Annotated in this window: 17 protein-coding genes; 11 read left to right on the top strand and 6 right to left on the bottom strand. The window is 38.2% G+C overall.

Annotated features, from left to right (window positions below; translation table 11 throughout):
- The 3 genes from PPBDW_RS18790 (at nucleotide 1) to PPBDW_RS18780 (ending at nucleotide 2,964) form a co-directional block, all read left to right on the top strand.
- Complete coding sequence (locus PPBDW_RS18790; protein ID WP_036792946.1) at nucleotides 1-1,185, top strand: ABC transporter permease; 1,185 nt, start codon at nucleotides 1-3, stop codon at nucleotides 1,183-1,185.
- A complete protein-coding gene (locus PPBDW_RS18785; protein WP_036791448.1) occupies nucleotides 1,172-2,314 on the top strand; it encodes an ABC transporter permease in 1,143 nt (380 codons plus the stop codon). Before PPBDW_RS18790 ends, PPBDW_RS18785 begins: the two co-directional genes overlap by 14 nt.
- A 176-nt stretch (nucleotides 2,315-2,490) precedes the next feature.
- On the top strand, nucleotides 2,491-2,964 hold the full coding sequence (locus PPBDW_RS18780; RefSeq protein ID WP_036791446.1) for an outer membrane lipoprotein: 474 nt from the start codon (nucleotides 2,491-2,493) through the stop codon (nucleotides 2,962-2,964).
- A 202-nt stretch (nucleotides 2,965-3,166) separates the two neighbouring features.
- Here PPBDW_RS18780 and PPBDW_RS18775 read toward each other — a convergent pair whose 3' ends face one another.
- Nucleotides 3,167-3,673: a hypothetical protein gene (locus PPBDW_RS18775; RefSeq protein WP_036791443.1), complete on the bottom strand. Its 507-nt coding sequence runs from the start codon at nucleotides 3,671-3,673 to the stop codon at nucleotides 3,167-3,169.
- Nucleotides 3,674-4,621: 948 nt separating this feature from the next.
- On the opposite strand from PPBDW_RS18775, the gene PPBDW_RS18770 reads away from it, so the two are divergent.
- Nucleotides 4,622-5,908, top strand: a complete 1,287-nt coding sequence (locus tag PPBDW_RS18770; protein ID WP_036791441.1) for an MFS transporter — start codon at nucleotides 4,622-4,624, stop codon at nucleotides 5,906-5,908.
- 91 nt (nucleotides 5,909-5,999) lie between these two features.
- Here the strand turns inward: PPBDW_RS18770 and PPBDW_RS18765 are convergent, their stop codons facing one another.
- From PPBDW_RS18765 to PPBDW_RS18755, 3 genes are all read right to left on the bottom strand, one after another.
- Entirely contained in the window at nucleotides 6,000-7,979 is a 1,980-nt protein-coding gene (locus tag PPBDW_RS18765; RefSeq protein WP_036791439.1) for a flavohemoglobin expression-modulating QEGLA motif protein, read from the bottom strand.
- The gene (gene gshB / locus PPBDW_RS18760; RefSeq protein ID WP_036791437.1) at nucleotides 7,966-8,991 is read right to left on the bottom strand and encodes a glutathione synthase; all 1,026 of its coding nucleotides are present in this window, start codon (nucleotides 8,989-8,991) and stop codon (nucleotides 7,966-7,968) included. Before gshB ends, PPBDW_RS18765 begins: the two co-directional genes overlap by 14 nt.
- Nucleotides 8,992-9,117: 126 nt before the next feature.
- Entirely contained in the window at nucleotides 9,118-9,474 is a 357-nt protein-coding gene (locus PPBDW_RS18755; RefSeq protein WP_036791434.1) for a MaoP family protein, read from the bottom strand.
- Between the two features lie 221 nt (nucleotides 9,475-9,695).
- On the opposite strand from PPBDW_RS18755, the gene hdfR reads away from it, so the two are divergent.
- Entirely contained in the window at nucleotides 9,696-10,556 is an 861-nt protein-coding gene (gene hdfR / locus PPBDW_RS18750) for an HTH-type transcriptional regulator HdfR (protein WP_036791432.1), read from the top strand.
- Nucleotides 10,557-10,781: 225 nt separating this feature from the next.
- Nucleotides 10,782-10,946 carry a hypothetical protein gene (locus tag PPBDW_RS18745; RefSeq protein WP_162836320.1) on the top strand — a complete coding sequence of 55 codons (165 nt, stop codon included), beginning with the start codon at nucleotides 10,782-10,784 and terminating at the stop codon, nucleotides 10,944-10,946.
- 111 nt (nucleotides 10,947-11,057) lie between these two features.
- Here PPBDW_RS18745 and PPBDW_RS18740 read toward each other — a convergent pair whose 3' ends face one another.
- A complete protein-coding gene (locus PPBDW_RS18740; RefSeq protein WP_036791429.1) occupies nucleotides 11,058-11,510 on the bottom strand; it encodes a hypothetical protein in 453 nt (150 codons plus the stop codon).
- 293 nt (nucleotides 11,511-11,803) lie between these two features.
- Here PPBDW_RS18740 and mrcB point away from each other — a divergent pair, with 293 nt between their 5' ends.
- The gene (mrcB, locus tag PPBDW_RS18735; RefSeq protein WP_036791427.1) at nucleotides 11,804-14,122 is read left to right on the top strand and encodes a penicillin-binding protein 1B; all 2,319 of its coding nucleotides are present in this window, start codon (nucleotides 11,804-11,806) and stop codon (nucleotides 14,120-14,122) included.
- Nucleotides 14,123-14,238: 116 nt separating this feature from the next.
- On the top strand, nucleotides 14,239-14,787 hold the full coding sequence (locus tag PPBDW_RS18730) for an NUDIX hydrolase (protein WP_036791424.1): 549 nt from the start codon (nucleotides 14,239-14,241) through the stop codon (nucleotides 14,785-14,787).
- 57 nt (nucleotides 14,788-14,844) lie between these two features.
- Here PPBDW_RS18730 and PPBDW_RS18725 read toward each other — a convergent pair whose 3' ends face one another.
- On the bottom strand, nucleotides 14,845-15,261 hold the full coding sequence (locus tag PPBDW_RS18725) for an META domain-containing protein (RefSeq protein ID WP_036791421.1): 417 nt from the start codon (nucleotides 15,259-15,261) through the stop codon (nucleotides 14,845-14,847).
- A 332-nt stretch (nucleotides 15,262-15,593) separates the two neighbouring features.
- Here PPBDW_RS18725 and PPBDW_RS18720 point away from each other — a divergent pair, with 332 nt between their 5' ends.
- Genes PPBDW_RS18720 through gloA2 form a run of 3 tightly spaced genes read left to right on the top strand, consistent with a single transcriptional unit; the run spans nucleotide 15,594 to nucleotide 16,749 of the window.
- Nucleotides 15,594-15,809: a DUF3820 family protein gene (locus PPBDW_RS18720; protein ID WP_036791418.1), complete on the top strand. Its 216-nt coding sequence runs from the start codon at nucleotides 15,594-15,596 to the stop codon at nucleotides 15,807-15,809.
- A 14-nt stretch (nucleotides 15,810-15,823) separates the two neighbouring features.
- A complete protein-coding gene (locus PPBDW_RS18715) occupies nucleotides 15,824-16,363 on the top strand; it encodes a leucine-rich repeat domain-containing protein (RefSeq protein WP_036791415.1) in 540 nt (179 codons plus the stop codon).
- Between the two features lie 2 nt (nucleotides 16,364-16,365).
- A complete protein-coding gene (gloA2, locus tag PPBDW_RS18710) occupies nucleotides 16,366-16,749 on the top strand; it encodes an SMU1112c/YaeR family gloxylase I-like metalloprotein (RefSeq protein WP_036791413.1) in 384 nt (127 codons plus the stop codon).
- The last annotated feature ends 42 nt before the right edge of the window (nucleotides 16,750-16,791 follow it).

The following is a 16,791-nucleotide window of genomic DNA, read 5'->3' as shown; positions in this document are numbered from 1 at the left end:
ATGGTTGTATATTCAGCAATAAAAACTGAGTGGCGCACTATCTGGCAAGATAAATGGTTGCGAGCATTGGTGGTATGGCTACCTGCAATACTGTTTCTTACTATGTGGGCGATTTTTGCCACGGGTATTGCGCGAAACTTACCTGTTGGGGTGGTTGATCTTGATCATAGCCAAATGTCGCGTCAATTAACGCGTTATATTGACGCGAGTCCAAGCATGGCAGTAACAAGGCAGTTCACAGATGATCACACTGCCAGTGCGGCTATGCGCGCCAATGATATTTATGCAATGGTGGTGATTCCCGATAATTATGAGAAAGACGTTAAACTTGGCGAGACACCACAAATTACAACATTTTATAATGGTCAATTTATCTTAATTGGTAAGTTAATTAATGCTGCAATGTTGCAAGTTGAAGGGACATATAACGCGGGTGTTGAAGCGATGAGGAATATGAGTTCCGGATCACCAGTACCGTTGCAAGCATTAGGACAGGCTGTGCCTATTCAAGCACAGATAACCCCATTATTTAATAGCAATAGTCATTATGGCCAATTTTTGGTTTCGGCGATTATTCCTTCCATTTGGCAAATTTTAATTGTAGCAACCACAGTGTTAGCAATCGCGCATGAAGCCCGAGGGCAAGGATTATGGCGTTGGTTAGCGCAGACACCATGCCAAAAATTATTGGGGAAATTACTCGCTTATTCGGGGTTGTTTTTAATTCAGGGCATTTTGTTTTTATGGTGGATGTATGTCGTGCTTGATTGGCCGATGCATGGCCATTGGGGATTATTAATTTTCGCTCAAGTACTAATGGTTTTTGCTTGCCAAAGTATGGGGAGTTTGATTTATTTTGTCGCAATGGAAATTCCACGAGCTATGAGTTTTGTTGCTGCTTACACCGCACCAGCATTTGCTTTTATGGGGATTACCTTTCCTGCTGCTGATATGCCCATTATTGCCAAAGTATGGCGTGGATTATTACCTGTTAGCCATTATATTGACGTGCAATTACAGCAAGTTGATTATGGTACTGGTTGGTATCAAGCATCGCATCAACTATTGGTGTTAAGTAGTTTTATGTGTGCTTTATTACTCGCGATGGGAGTAATGTTAGTACATCGAAATAAAGCATTAGCGAAGATATCGACACCGCAGGGAGATCGTCATGAGCTGGGGTGATTTATTTAAGCATGAACTAAAAGCTATCTTCAGTAATTTCTCGCTGGTGTTTACCGTTTTTGGTGGAGTAGTGTTTTATTCATTTTTATATCCATTACCATACCTTAATGAATTACCGCGAGAACAACGAGTAGCAGTGGTTAATCTTGACCATAGTCAAATGAGTCGTGAATTAATTCGTATGGCTGATGCAACCCCACAAGTTCAAATCACTGAGCATCTTGGGAGTCTGAATGCTGCTAAAGTCGCGTTGGAAGATCGTCAGGTTGATGGTATTTTAGTGATCCCTGAGCATTTTTATCGTGATGTGATGATGGGGACCAGTCCAACTTTGGCTTATGCTGGTAATGCGGCACTATTTTTAGTTTATGGAACTGTGGTTGAAGGTTTAAATGGTGCAGGTAATGCGTTAGCGATTAAAGCGAAAGTCAATCGTATGATGTTGACTGGCGATGGTGCCGTCGAGGCAGCACAGCGTGCGACAGCAATGAAGCTTAATATGCGACCAGTATTTAATGTCACGATGGGCTATATCAATTATGTGGTACCTGCCGTGTTTGTGTTAATTCTTCATCAAACTTTATTGATAGGGGTTGGCATGATGGGGGCTGCTGAAACTGAAGCGCGTGCCGCTGGGAAAACCGGCTATTGGGCGCAATATCCGGTTTGGATGGTAATGATAGTACGTGCATTATTGTTTACCTTAATCTATCTACCATTAGTGATGTATTACTTTGGCTTCAGTTATGTCTACTATGGTGTTAATCGGTTAGCGTCAATTAATGATCTGCTCATGATGACGATTCCGTTTTTATTAGCGGTGATCATGTTAGGTATGGTGCTAGGACAATTATTACCTCGTTGTGAATTAGTGACACTTGTGGTGTTATTGAGCTCATTACCCTTAGTGTTTAGTGCTGGATTTATTTGGCCTCCCTCAGCCATACCTACTGCGATTAATGCGATAGCGCAACTTGCGCCTTCTACTGCCGCAATTAATGGTTTTCTTGGCCTCAATCAGCTTGGAGCGACTTTTGCGCAAGAGATTGATCGCTGGGGACAGTTGTGGTTGCAGTTTATTAGTTTTGCTGCAATCAGCTATTGGTTAATGCGTCGATCACGACAATAAAGTAATAATGTTAATAAAAAGAGCATATTGATGCTCTTTTTTTTGCAATTAAATGTACGCTGTTTTATATTAACAGCCATTAGGTAAATAAGATGTGGTAAATGTTAAATTAACAGCCACACTTAATAAGCAAAGTTACGTTTAACTAGTAGGAGGTTGTCTTGAGTCATAAATCAATGGCGAATAAAAAAGTAATGGTCGCTGTGGCGATGATGTTGTCATTAGGTGTCGTCGGCTGTGCTCAAAACCCTTATGGTGATGCTTACAATGTTGGTGAAGCTCGCACTATGCAAACGGTTTTGACTGGGACAATTACTAAACTTGATGCTGTAACAATGAGCTCTGATGGTGAAAGTACTATTGGTACACTTGCTGGTGCTGCTATTGGTGGCATTTTAGGGTCGAAAGTTGGTGGCGGTTCAGGCTCTGATATTGCTGCAATTGGTGGTGCCCTTGCGGGTGGTGCTTTAGGTAATAGTGCTGGTGGTGCGATTAGTAAACGTCAGGGCGTCAATATTGTTATTAAGTTAGATAGTGGTCGTACTGTTGCGGTTGTACAGCAGGTTGATCCTAATATGATCTTCCGTGTGGGTCAGCGAGTTGATATTTATCAACAAGGCCGTACCACACGTGTTGTACCTGCAAATTAACTTGAAAGACTGATACATAAATAAGGCAGTGAATACTGCCTTTTTTATTGTAAATCGTATTTAGCTGTAATAGTGCTCGAGCTTAGTAATTAATGGTGTCACAATCAGTATATGACGGCTCACTATCATAAGTTTCGAATTGGTATTTATGCATAGAGGAGTAAGCTTCTATAGTACGAGGTAATTAATGTAACTAATCTTGTTATAATTTTGTGGTAAACCATATTGTGGCCACTAATACCAATAATGATAGAATCACAAATAAGGTGATTATAGGTGTGCGTTTAAATATCCCAAACCCAGGCCACATTTTCTCATTACATACTTTGAATTTATAATAATCAAAGGCTCCCAAATAAGAATATATTCCTACCGCAAACGCTCCAAAGACATAAAAGCGAGCCATTGATTCAATATGCAAGGTGTAAGTTGTAATAATAAATAGGCTCTTGATGAGCATTACTAAGCCAGTTAAAACAAAGCCTTTCCCCCACATTTTCTTAGCAAAGTACCAGAACCCACCAAATATAAGTGGCCAGAGTAAACAGACTAATGACGATTGATCCCACCACGATAACGCTGAATATTTCTTATTATGAATGGTTAAGGTTATTATTGATTTAGCTTCTGAGCCACCGATACTATTAAATAATTGGAAACGTTTTTTCCATCCATTACTAACCTTTAATTTTTCAATTTTATTTATCATTATAATTGTCTCTTTTTTATTGTAGATTGAGTTAAAACGTACTCGATATTTATTCGTTATAGTCTCTAACATAAGGAGAAGAGTAAGTTTTGGAATGAAAAAGCTATGAAATGAATTTTTTCATATAAAATCCTGTATGTAGTTAAAACTTTTAATCAATAAAACTTAATTAAGGATCTAATAGGAGAGAGAATTCTAGTGTTTATTTTAAATACGACTTTACTTATTGGAGATAAGTGTCAATTAATACTCTTATAAATAAATTATAAACTGATTATTTATATTAATAATATGGATTAATATTTAATTAAACTAATCGTAATAATCTATTATTTTCATTACTATAAGCTATCGAATTCTATTAATTTAATGTTTCATTCTGATGGCTAGTAATAAGCGAAATAAAATAAATTTTATATTTAGAGCAGGCTGTCAGGAGTTAAACTTTGGCCACTTATAACTGGTATTCAGAGATGCTCTATCTGCATATGCTATAACATTAAGGGATGCTTACTACGTTGTACAGTTTAATTTAACATTAAATAAATTTTACTTTTTACAGACTATATTTTTATTCGTTGTTGTTTAAGAAAATAATATCACGTTTGTTTTTTATTGCTATTTTGATGCCAATGTTGATCTTTTTGATGTTTGTTGTGTGCTCGGTGGTTATATTTTTTAACCTAGATAGAAGGCTTTTTTAGCAAACTATTATTCTGTCAGTGATCAATTGATGATCTTGAGATGCTGTTATTTTTAATAATTTAGGTTTTTATTCTTAATAATGGTTTTTATAGGTTTTTTATCTGGCCTGATAAGTTTATGCATCTTGCTTGTGAATGAATGTTCCAAAGTATAGAAAATGAGCGAATAATTAATTTGTAACTAATTGTGTCAAAGAGTACGCTGTGCGCTTTCTAAAAAACCTCTTTGAACGACTCATATTTGATGAACAATTCTAAACTAGATGCGACTTATAAACGCCTTCGTTGGCAAATAATTATTACTACTTTCTTGACCTATACAGTGATGTATATCTCAAGAAAAGCGTTTGCTGCCGCTGCGCCATTATTAATGAAAGATCTAGGCATGACCATGGTTCAATTTGGTTTAGCCTCATCGATTTATTATATTTTATACGGCCTTTCAAAATTTAGTTCTGGTCTTTTAGCCGATAAAATTAACCCTCGTTTGTTTCTAGCGCCAGTGTTAGTCATTATTGCGATTATTAACGTTGGTATTGGTATGACTAACAGCGTTACGATGCTGTTAGTGCTGTATTGTTTGACCGCTGTTGTTCAAGGCTGTGGTTTTCCACCGATTGCTAAAGCGATCAGTCAGTGGTATTCAAAGTCTGAGCGTGGTGGTTGGTATTCATTATGGAATACATCCCACAATGTCGGTGGCGCATTGGCACCGTTAATTGCTTCTGCTGTTATTGCTTATACAGGTAACTGGCGTTATGCGTTTTATGTACCAGCGGCGATTACTGCAGTACAGGCCTTGATCGCGGCTATTTTGATGCGTGGTAAACCTGAAAATTACGGTCTACCTAATGTCGGTGAATGGCGTAATGATACCAAGCAATTAGAGATCAATAAGCGCTCTGAAGCTGGTCTATCAATGTGGGTTATGTTTCAACGCTATATTTTGACTAACCCGATTATTTGGTTAGCGATCGGTGGTGATTTATGTATTTATGTGATTCGTACTGTTTCAAGTGACTGGGTGAGTGTTTACTTCGTTGATGTCCTACATTGGGACTTAATTAGATCGAACTCATTAGTTGCTTGGTTTGAAGCTGGTGGTATTTTAGGCGGTCTGACATCAGGTATTATTTCTGATAAGTTCTTTGGCGCCGATCGTTGGAAAACAATTTTAATTTACTGCTTTGTATTAATTGCTGGTATGGTCGGTGTTGCTTTAACTATCCATATGAGCTACTTACTTGTTGCGCTGTGTTTCTTTGTTATTGGTGCAGGTATTTACGCGCCACAGATGTTGTTTGCATTAGGTATCATTGAAGCATCTCACGCTGATGGTGCGGGTGCTGCAACGGGTCTTAAAGGTGGTGTAACTTACATTGGTGCTGCACTTGCTGGTGCGCCAATTGCAATGATTGAAACTGCTTATTCTTGGAATGGTGTGTTTGTATTGCTAGCCGGTATAGCCGTTACGTTAGTTATTTTAACTTGTGTTATTATTCGCGTTGATAGTAAACGCTTACCTATGTAATTCGTTGATACTATTAATAATAAAAAAGCGACCGCTATGGTCGCTTTTTTAGTGTTAGTTACAATAGAAAATCGTTATTGATAACCAAATATTAACGAATTGAGTTCAGCATAAAGTCCATTACTGGATCGATTTCTGCTTCAATCGAAAGTGCTTTTGGCATAAAACTTGGTGTTTTAAGAATTCCGCGTTCAATTAATTCATCGAGCAATGGTTTAAATTCAAACCCTGTTTTACCAATGAATAATGAGGTTAAGTCTTCCGTTTTATAAGCCTGGATTGCGTCTTTTAAGCCACGTAGATACAGGAAGTCTTTAGTAAAACCACCGCCACGATAAGCGCGTGCAGTAATGGTAAATGCTTCATCATCACACACGTCATAATCATGACGTAGACTATTAAAGCAGTCATTAAAGCTATCGCCATTGACCATCATTTCTACTGCAACTACACGTAACGCCAATGTTTTTAGACGATGCAGTGGGAAGCTTCCCGATAAATGCTCACATAAAATCGCTAAGCCTTCTTGGGTATGGGTGTTACCCGGTAAGCCTAATTGTAGAATTTTAAGTGGCTGTCTTTCAGCGTTGACTGATGTAACAAGGTGAACGCCTAACTCATGGTGGATCAAGGCATCTAAGTCACCTTGAGTGAAGCGACTGTTTGGGTTGACCTTGATAACCTTGCCACTCACCATTGCACGAGCAATTAACTGCTTAGATGATACGACTTTACAAGGGATATCATATTCAGCCGCCGCTATTTTAAACGCTTCGATTGCTTCTTTAGCACTGATATTTGCTGGTTGCTGTTCTTTATATTCGCAGGCATGCAAAATAAATTTAGCATTAGCAATATCACGCTCATCTGGCTGGCCGTAGTAACGCAGTGAGTTATATAAAAACTCATCAGTGCCAATACTGCATAGAAGATCAATACGAACAGCTAACTGATCGATGACTTTACGATACATTTTTTGTACGTCAGCATCACGGATTGTCTCAACCGGTAAACGGTAAAGTTGCTCACGGAATTTATACGGATCCAAATCCAATTGACGATAAGTAAATTGTGGTTGGTAGCTGTATGGCTTACTTAAAAAGCGTCTTTTTTCTTGTTTTAAGTTAGTTGGGTTAATATAGCTTAAGGTATTAATTCCTTTTGCTATTTTATACAACTGACGATCAAGATTAATCACTTCTTTAGATAGATTCGACGCAAGCACATCACTACCAGTTAGCCCTTTGGCTTTGGTACGTTTAGTGATAGTGAACGCTGCATGTTCAGTGATCACTGTCTTCAGCGATTCTTTTAGCTTTTCAATAACGAGTGGGTAAGCTTCACCCCCTTCTTCGTTCATGAAAATCTTTTTCACTTCAATTGGCATAATTAAAGTGTTTTTGAAGTGTTGCTTAATAAAAGTAGCTTGGTAGCCTAGGCCTTTAAAAATATCATTTTCAAGCGCAATAACATCAATGTTAGGCAATTCAACAGTATTAAGCCCTTCAAGTAACACATCAATTTCTTTGCGCCATCGACGACGGTTAACCTGCATCGTACCAAGATTAAATGTTGGTGTTACAGTATCAATGCGTTGGTAGTTATACGAATGAATATCGTAAATTAGGCATAAACCAAATTGCAGCTCTAACGTCTCAACTAAGCATTGTAGAATGCGGTAGTAACTTTGGTGTTTGGCCAAAGTTATTTCACGTTCAGCATCGCTTAGAGGTGCTAGCCAGACATTTTTTCCCCATGCGTCGTCGTAAATGCAGTTTTCAGGCGCACGATTGAGATCATACTCATAACGTGAATCTTTACCTTGCAATACTATCGGCAATGAAGAAATGAAGTCACCAGTAAAGGGATCTTCTTCAAAATAACGCTCTTCTTCTGTCAACGCACACTGTGATTGCAGTGATTGACGCAGTTGGTGACCGTTATGGATCGCAGTTGCAATATAAGGTTGATATTCACTAATGCGAATCATCAAGCTACCATCGTCAAGATGCGCCTCAAATGGCGTAAGACTACGTATTTTTTCTAAAATCTCTAACTCAGTAAGCTGCATCTGCAATTACCTTCCGAAAATCATTTTTGCGAGTGATTCCAACTTCTTTTGCAATCACAACGCTTTCCACAAAATCAAGCACATTGCGTTGTAACTTCACGCGATTTAGGCGGTTAATACGGGTAATGCCGCCAGGGCTTAGTACATTAACTTCAACTAATTTACCGTTAATAACATCTAGACCGACGAAATAAAGGCCGTCGCGGACTAATTTTGGGCCAATGTGTTTACATAGGGCTAATTCTTGCTTAGTTAAAACGTGTTTTACTTCGCGACCGCCAGCATGAATATTTGAGCGTACATCGCCTTCTGCTGGGATACGACGCATAGCACCAATAGGCTCACCATTTAATAACATGATGCGCACATCGCCTTGCTCAGCGCCTTCAATGTAGTCTTGTAGGATAACGTAGTTCTGATCATCCCCAATATAGAAATCTAATAATGATTTCACACTTGATTTAGCACTTTTTTCGATCAAGATTACGCCTTTACCACCGTAGCCGTTTAATGGCTTCAGGATCATGCGATCTTGTGGTGATTCATCAAGCACACGCTCAAGGTAATCACGGTTTTTAGATACATGAGTAACAGGAATAAATTCCTTGTTTGGATCTGGCAATGAAGCGGTATAAAGTTTGTTATTCGCTACACGTAGGCCGTCAATATCATTAACGATAAAAGTATGATCACGCACTGAATCAAGAAAATTCAGCGCCATGGTATCTAATGGTGGGTTAGCACGCATAAAAATAACGTCAAAGCCTGCTAATGGTAGCTCGGCGTTATTAAATTCAGCTTTACGGTAGAAGCTTGGAATATTGTTTGAGACTTCACCTTTTTTTAATACGTTACAGAATGCAATTGCCATACTGTCGCGCATGGTTAAGTTACTCGGTGTTGTAATTGCAACCGTGTGACCGCGGCTTGCGGCTTCGTGAATCAAACGTAAAGTAGAGTCGTTTTCTGCTTCAACGCGTTCCCACGGATACATAACAAAACAAATTTTCATAGCTATACCAAAAAGTGGCCTGTTAAATTAAACACAGGCTAATATAAAGAAATAAGCCATCACACAGAGTGGGATGGCTTCATTTTGTTGGCGATTTTTTTGAAAATCCGTTTCTAAAAGTGTTGTCTAATAATCGAGATCGTTATCAGTACCACTATCGCTGTCATCATCGTCACCGTATGAGCCTGTCGTATGAGCTCGTTGTGACACACATAATGTATAACTACGTGTTTTATGACTGGTGTGGTTTAGGTATTTAATCCAGCATTTGCCAAACTCAGACACGGCTTGTTGTTGACCATGTACTTCAGCTAAAAACTGAACTTCAGAGTCATCAATTGGTTGTGTCGTGCCGTCAAAGAGCGCACGCATAGAACGTCCATAGTTTTCTAACACGCTGGTTTCACTAATAGTAAAAACCCCTGAGCGATTAAAACCGCGTGGGAAGTTTTTATCGTCGTAAAATTTACCTTCACTTCTCATTCATAAAGTCCTTGATGTGATTTGCGCTGATATTTATCCAGACTTGCGACGTTGTAAATCAATTATTTTTTATTGTTAAGATGAAAATATTTGATTAATATGCAACGATAATAGGTTGTACTATCCCGCAAGATATTAATATTGAATCTATTCGCGATATAATAACTTATATATACCGTTATTTTTCTATTTAACCTACTCTTATTATTGAGAATTTTGCCGTGGATACTGAATTACTTAAAACGTTCTTGGAAGTTACCAAAACACGTCACTTTGGTCGTGCTGCAGATAACTTATATTTGACCCAATCAGCAGTCAGCTTTCGTATCCGTCAGCTTGAGTCACAATTAGGTAATCCGCTATTTTCTCGTCAACGTGGAAATGTGCATCTTACTGCTGCTGGTGAACGTTTGCTGCCTTATGCTGAAGCTATTTTGCAAACTTGGGGGCGAGCTAAACAAGACGTTGCTTTAACTGATAGTTTAAATACCCAATTGACGATTGGTGCATCACCTTTATTTTGGGAGTTTGATGGTATATCTGCTTGGATCAATCGTATCTATGCCACAGTGCCAGGTCTTGCGTTACGTTTAGAATCAGTGAAGCGAGAAGGAATGGCGAAACGGTTGTTTGATAAAAGTATTGACTTGTTTATTACTAGTGAACCGCCGAAAATTGAAAATTTGCATGTTCAAAAAGTACGCGATTATCAATTACAGTTAGTGACTAATGTGCCTAATTGTGATGTACATAGTGTACGTGATATGTCGCTTATTTATCTTGATTGGGGAACTCGATTCTCAGTCGAACACAGCCGTATACCTGAATTACAGCGTACACCTGTGTTACATACTCATTCATGTAAGATGGCGTTAGATTATATTTTAGCAAATGGTGGTGTTGGTTACTTCCCATCCCCCGTTGTTGCTAATAGCGCAGCTTTAGGTGAATTGTATGTTGTTGAAGATGCGCCAATTATGGAACAAAGCTTATATTTAGTTTGGCGTGAAGCTAATGATAAAGAAGCATTAATTAATGCAATTGTAGATGTGCCGTTTAAGAATGTGATCGAAAGCATTTGATTTAAATTGTTTGTTATTACCAGTAAAATAACTTGTTGTACGGGAGTGAATTCCTGAATTAGTCTAAGAAAAACGTTGCTAAGGTAAGAAACAATGAAACATGGACCGGATTGTCTATCATGTTTTTTACGTTAACTTAGTACTGTTTTTTCACAATAGAACATTACAATTGCCTGTGTTCTATTCTAATAATTATCTACTCTGGATGTAGTTCAGGAAACGTAAATGGCTAAGTTAAACCAAAAATTTCACAAAGGCAGCAAATCAAAATTCAATTCTGAGTTTGCAGATGATTTTCAGGATTTAGATCTGCAATCTCGTGGTAAGAAGAAACGTCGTGTGACACGTTCGCGTTTCGATAGTCCGGAGTACAGTGATTTCGATTATTAATAGTGATGTGTAATTCACAATAAAAGATCGACAATTAATTATTAAAAAAGGCGTACCTAGAAGGGTACGCCTTTTTGTTATTAAAACTGTTATTTATATAGCTAATAGTTACTATGAACTTTTTTGTTCACTTAATGAGGCATAGCGGTGCAGTAATTCAGTTAAGACACTCACCCAGCCGAAGGCATTATCTGGTGCGTTGGTTAAAATCTGCTCTACTTCAGCACAATGTTGTTCTAATGTTACTGCTTCTTCAAGCTGAAAAGATATTGCATAAAAATGCCATAGTAGTAAGCGGATCATACGCTCACTGTTTTGTTGGGCATTGTCAGAATCAGAAAATGCAATATTAACTTCCCCTAATGCAATCGCAGTCATTCGCAGCATCGCATCAAACTGGGTTGATTTTAGACGTTCGTCGCTGTCTATTTCTTCTTGATCGAAGGTAAATATTTCCTGCATCACATCTTCTGGTACCATACGACCTATTACGCGAAGGCTAAATTCTTCTAATTCATGTCGAGGCATGGTTAAAAGGCAGTTTAAGGTGTAATCACGTTGCATATAATTTCTCGCAGATACCACGACGCCGATCAGGATTGATCATTTGGCGCATTATCAAAGGTACGTATTTTGGAGCATTTGTGCCCAAAAGGCTAATAAAACCCAAACTGATAGATTGATGTAAGAATATCTGACAACGTGATGACAACCTGATTAGAATATCTGGTTATGTTAATCATATTAAAGTCAGTGCGTAGGCGCTGATCTCATTTAGCGAAGGCTTCACCAATATACGTTGATCTCCTGATTATCTAATTTATGGCGACGACGAATTTATTACATTGAACAGGCTTATGACGTCAAATAATCAACAATCTACCCCTCAAGTACCTCAAATGAAGAAAAAACGTAGTGTGATTGTACGTGCCTTAATTGGTGCAACATTAATTGGTACTGCGGGTATGGCTTATTTAGGTTATGACTTGAACCAACAAATTAGTGCTAAGTTTGCTGGTCAATTATGGCAATTACCTTCAGTTGTCTACGCCCGCGAGATGGCGTTACAGCCCGGGGCGCCAATAACCTACAACACTTTGGTTAATGAGCTTAAAGTCTTAGGATATCAAAAAGTTGCAAAGCCTGATCAAAGTGGTGAATATGCAGCAAATGGTTGGAAAGTTGATTTTGTACGTCGACCATTTAACTTCAAAGAAGGGCCTGAAGGGGCGCGTCATGTTTCAGTGTCATTTAATAATGACAGTATAACTCGCATCATGGATTTAGATTCTAATAAAGAATTAGGATTTTTGCATATCGATCCAAAGATGTTAGGAATGTTAGAAGCGCATTCAGACGAACAGCGTATCTATTTGCCTGAAGATAAAATGCCCAAACTACTCGTTGCTGGTTTAATCGATACCGAAGATCGTCATTTTTATGAGCATGATGGTATTTCATTAGTAGGTATTGCGCGGGCGTTTATTGCCAATATTAAAGCGGGTCATACGGTACAAGGTGGCAGTACGCTGACGCAACAGTTAGCGAAAAATATGTTTTTAAGCAGCCAGCGTACATTTTGGCGTAAATTTAAAGAAGCTTATATGGCGATCATCATTGATACTCGCTACGGTAAACAAGAAGTACTAGATGCTTACATGAACCAAGTGTATCTAGCTCAGTTTGGTGGGCATGGTATTCATGGCTTTGCTTTAGCGTCGCGTTATTATTTTGATCGACCATTATCAGAGTTACGAGTTGATCAATTAGCACTGTTAATTGGTATGGTGAAAGGGCCAACATATTACAATCCTTGGCGTCATCCTGAACGTGCTAAAGAACGCCGTAATATCGTTTTAGACTTAATGAACAAAGACGGTGAAATCAGTGATAAAGTTTATCAAGCAGCGATCAAACTACCACTTGATATTCAGGCAAAAGGTCAACTAGCTAAACGTCAACCTGCATACTTTGATCAAATTAAAGCTGAGCTAGAGCAAAAAGCAGGTGCAGCGTTTGAGGCTGGTAAAGGATTACGTATTTTTACCTCGCTAGATCCTCAATCACAAAAGCTAGCAGAAGCTGCGGTTGCTAAAGTGATGCCTGAAGTACAAAAACGAGCAGGCAAAGATTTACAAACAGCAGTGGTTATTGTTGATCGCACTACCGGTGAAATCCGCGCTATGATTGGCGGTGATCAACCTGGGTTTGCGGGTTATAACCGCGCTATTAATGCACAACGCCAAGTTGGCTCAGTGATTAAGCCAGCGTTATATCTTACTGCGTTAGAAAATCCAGCGAGATTTAGCTTGGCAAGCTCATTAAAAGATCAGCCGTTATCAATTCAGATGCATGATGGTGCAACATGGAGCCCACGTAATTACGATCGTAAATACCGTGGTGAAGTGCCATTATTTGTTGCACTTGCCAAATCTTATAATGTTCCAACTGTTAATCTCGGTATGGCTGTTGGTGTTGATAAGATGTCTGAGACATTGACGAAATTAGGTATTGCTGAGCAAGATATTCCTCAAGTACCATCTTTGTTTCTGGGCTCAATTACCTTGTCACCATTACAGGTTGCCCAAATGTATCAAGCGATTGGTAATGAAGGGTATTTAGCACCATTAACAGCCTTAAATGCCGTGGTTGATGAAAATGGTAAAGTGTTATATCAAAACTGGCCAAAAGCCGCTGAAGTGGTACCGCCACAAGCTGCATGGCTAACGATGTTTGCATTGCAAGATACGGTGAAATTTGGTACTGCTCATTCGCTGAATAAATTATTTCCTAACACCCATTTAGCGGGTAAAACAGGTACAACTAATAATGGCCGTGATAGTTGGTATGTTGGTATTGATGGTCGTGAAGTCGTGACTGTTTGGATGGGGCGTGATGATAATAAGAGCACCCATTTAACTGGAGCAAGTGGCGCATTGCGTCTTTACACTGATTATATTCAACATCGTAAACCTGAGCCATTATTGTTACGACAGCCTGCAAATATTGAAGCTGAAAATTATCAGATAGCAGCTGATGGTGAATATATTCCAAGTTGTAGCGGCCAAACGCGAATGCCTATTTGGGATCCGCATGGCGATCTTAAGCAGCATTGCCAAGCTGAGAAAGTGAAGCATAAAGTGGAAGGATTCTTCAATAAACTATTTAACTGGTAATTAGTACTTACTATCTTGAAGCCTCCTGCTATGGAGGCTTTTTTATGGGTGTTATTCGTGTTTTAAGAACTAATTCGGTAGAATATTGGCTTGCAATGTAGAATGAGTAAATATTGATGCGCTTTTTAAAATCGTCAGTTCACGCTGATTTAGTCAACTTAGATCTTCAATCACCAACATTGACGATATATCACCGCCAAGCAACACGTGCGATTGTCCTTAATGGCGACAATATTTTGATGTTATACACTGCTCGTTATCATGATTATACCTTACCTGGTGGCGGCATTGATGTTGGAGAAGATCAGATTCAAGGGTTAATTCGAGAGTTAGAAGAAGAAACTGGCGCTACCAATATCCATGATATTGAACCGTTTGGAATGTATGAAGAGTTTCGACCTTGGTATAAACCAGAACATGATATTGTACATATGGAATCATTCTGTTATGTCTGTAAAATCGATGCGCAATTAGGGGAAACACGGCTCGAGGATTATGAGAAGAAAAATGGCATGAAACCAGTATGGATCAATATTTTTGATGCGATTACACACAATGAACATACGATGAGACATTCCGATAAGAAAGGGATGTCTATTGAGCGAGAAACGTTTTTATTAAAGCGCATTGTCGCTGAATTATTAGTAGCACCAATTACGCAATAAATTGTATAAAAATAAAATCCACAATAATTAAGCATTATTGTGGATATTAATCTCTAGTTATTTCTTTTCAACGCGCTTAAATGTTACGGTATGGTTATCTGAACTTAAGATCAATGTATTACTATTGACTAAAAATTTAGAGGGCCCTGTTAACATCTGCTTTACAAACCCGTCGACAGTAGCTTGCTCATTTTGAGGGCACATTTTTTGAGTTGAGATTAAATTTTTAGTCGTAAGATCTTGAGTTGTGATGCGCATTTTACCTGTTAACGTATTACAGCCTGAATAGCTAACGTTAAGGTTTTTATTAATCTGTAGTTGTGGCTTGATGGTCAAAGCATCTACAGGTTGGGTATAGCCATCGATTGAGCTTACTGTCCATGTATTAGCAAGGCCAACCGCATTTTGGGGTGAGCTTGCGCAACCAGTTAATATTGTTGCAATGAATAGCGTTGTTAATAGCGTTTTTCTCATGGATATTCTCTTAATCTTATGTGTAAGGTGTTGAGATGTAAGTTATCTTTGATGTCGGCAATTATTAGATAAACAGGGGCTCGAAAAGTGTTGATTGATTGCCGATCATATCCGTTTACTATCAATGAAAAAAAACGGATGCTAAGTGTGACAAAGATCGCTAAAAATGTAAATGTTCAGTTGTTAAATAATAGGATATTAATCGAGTAAATTCCCGCATGGTATATATTGTTTTTAATATGGTAAGTTATGCCATGAGGAGATCTGTTCGAAGCGTGTCATTTATCGTCACTACTGCCATAATAAGTTATTAATTTCGTTGGTGTGTATATATGTTTCAAAAACAACATCTTATTCAATTAGCTAATATGAAAATGCCATTTGGTAAATATGCAGGTCGAGTACTGATTGATTTGCCAGAAGAATATTTATTGTGGTTTCAAAAGCAAGGTTTTCCTGAAGGGCAATTAGGAACACTAATGGCGTTAGCGCTTGAGTTTAAAATAGAAGGGCTAGAATCTGTAATTCGTCCCTTGAGACAAGATTAATAAAGGTATTAATAGTGAAGAATAGCCGTATATGGCCGAGTATCATTGCCATTATCATTGGGTCTATAGTGGCTGGGTGCGCGCAGCAGGTGCAACCAACGTTAACATCATTAACGTTTATTGATCCCAATTTTAAACGTTGCGTATTTGCACAAGGCGAAAAAAATATAAAGCAGATCACATCCTTAAAGTGTAGTCATTTTAACATACGAGATGCACGAGAAGTTCGCTATTTCAGCCATTTAAAAACATTGGATCTCTCATCAAACCAATTAACATATCTTGATGTAAGCCATAACCCACAACTACAAGTTCTTAGTGTTGAACACAATAAATTAGCTCATTTAAATTTGACTCATAATCCACAATTGCAGATTGTTAATGTAAGTTTTAATCGCTTAAAAGCGTTAAATGTCAGTTATAATCCGTTACTGACGTACTTAAATTATGATGATACGTTGATTCATCATGTTGATATTAGTCGTAATCCTCGTTTACTTACCCCTTTTCATACAATAGATGTGCCAAACGGCCCTACAATAATGGCAGAATAATAATGTTAAAAGCAATTCATCATGTAGCGATTATTTGTAGTGATTATTCTCGTTCAAAAGCGTTTTACACACAGTTATTACAACTAGAAATTATATCTGAAACTTATCGTGAAGATCGCGACTCATATAAATTAGATTTAAAACTACCAGATAATAGTCAAATAGAGTTGTTTTCATTTAATGGTGCTCCAAAACGTCAGAGTTATCCTGAAGCTCAGGGATTGCGTCATTTAGCTTTTGCTGTCGATGATATAGCAGTTACAGTAGGCTATTTAGAAAAGAATGGGGTTGAGGTTGAGCCTATTCGTATTGATGAGTTAACGAATAAGGCATTTACTTTTTTTAGTGATCCTGATGGATTACCCCTAGAGCTTTATCAGATTTAACAAACGGTAACTAATTATTGCGTATATAATATTAATTCAAAT

The organism is Photobacterium kishitanii (assembly GCF_000613045.3).
GTDB lineage: Bacteria > Pseudomonadota > Gammaproteobacteria > Enterobacterales > Vibrionaceae > Photobacterium > Photobacterium kishitanii.
This window is presented reverse-complemented; position numbering and strand designations above follow the sequence as displayed.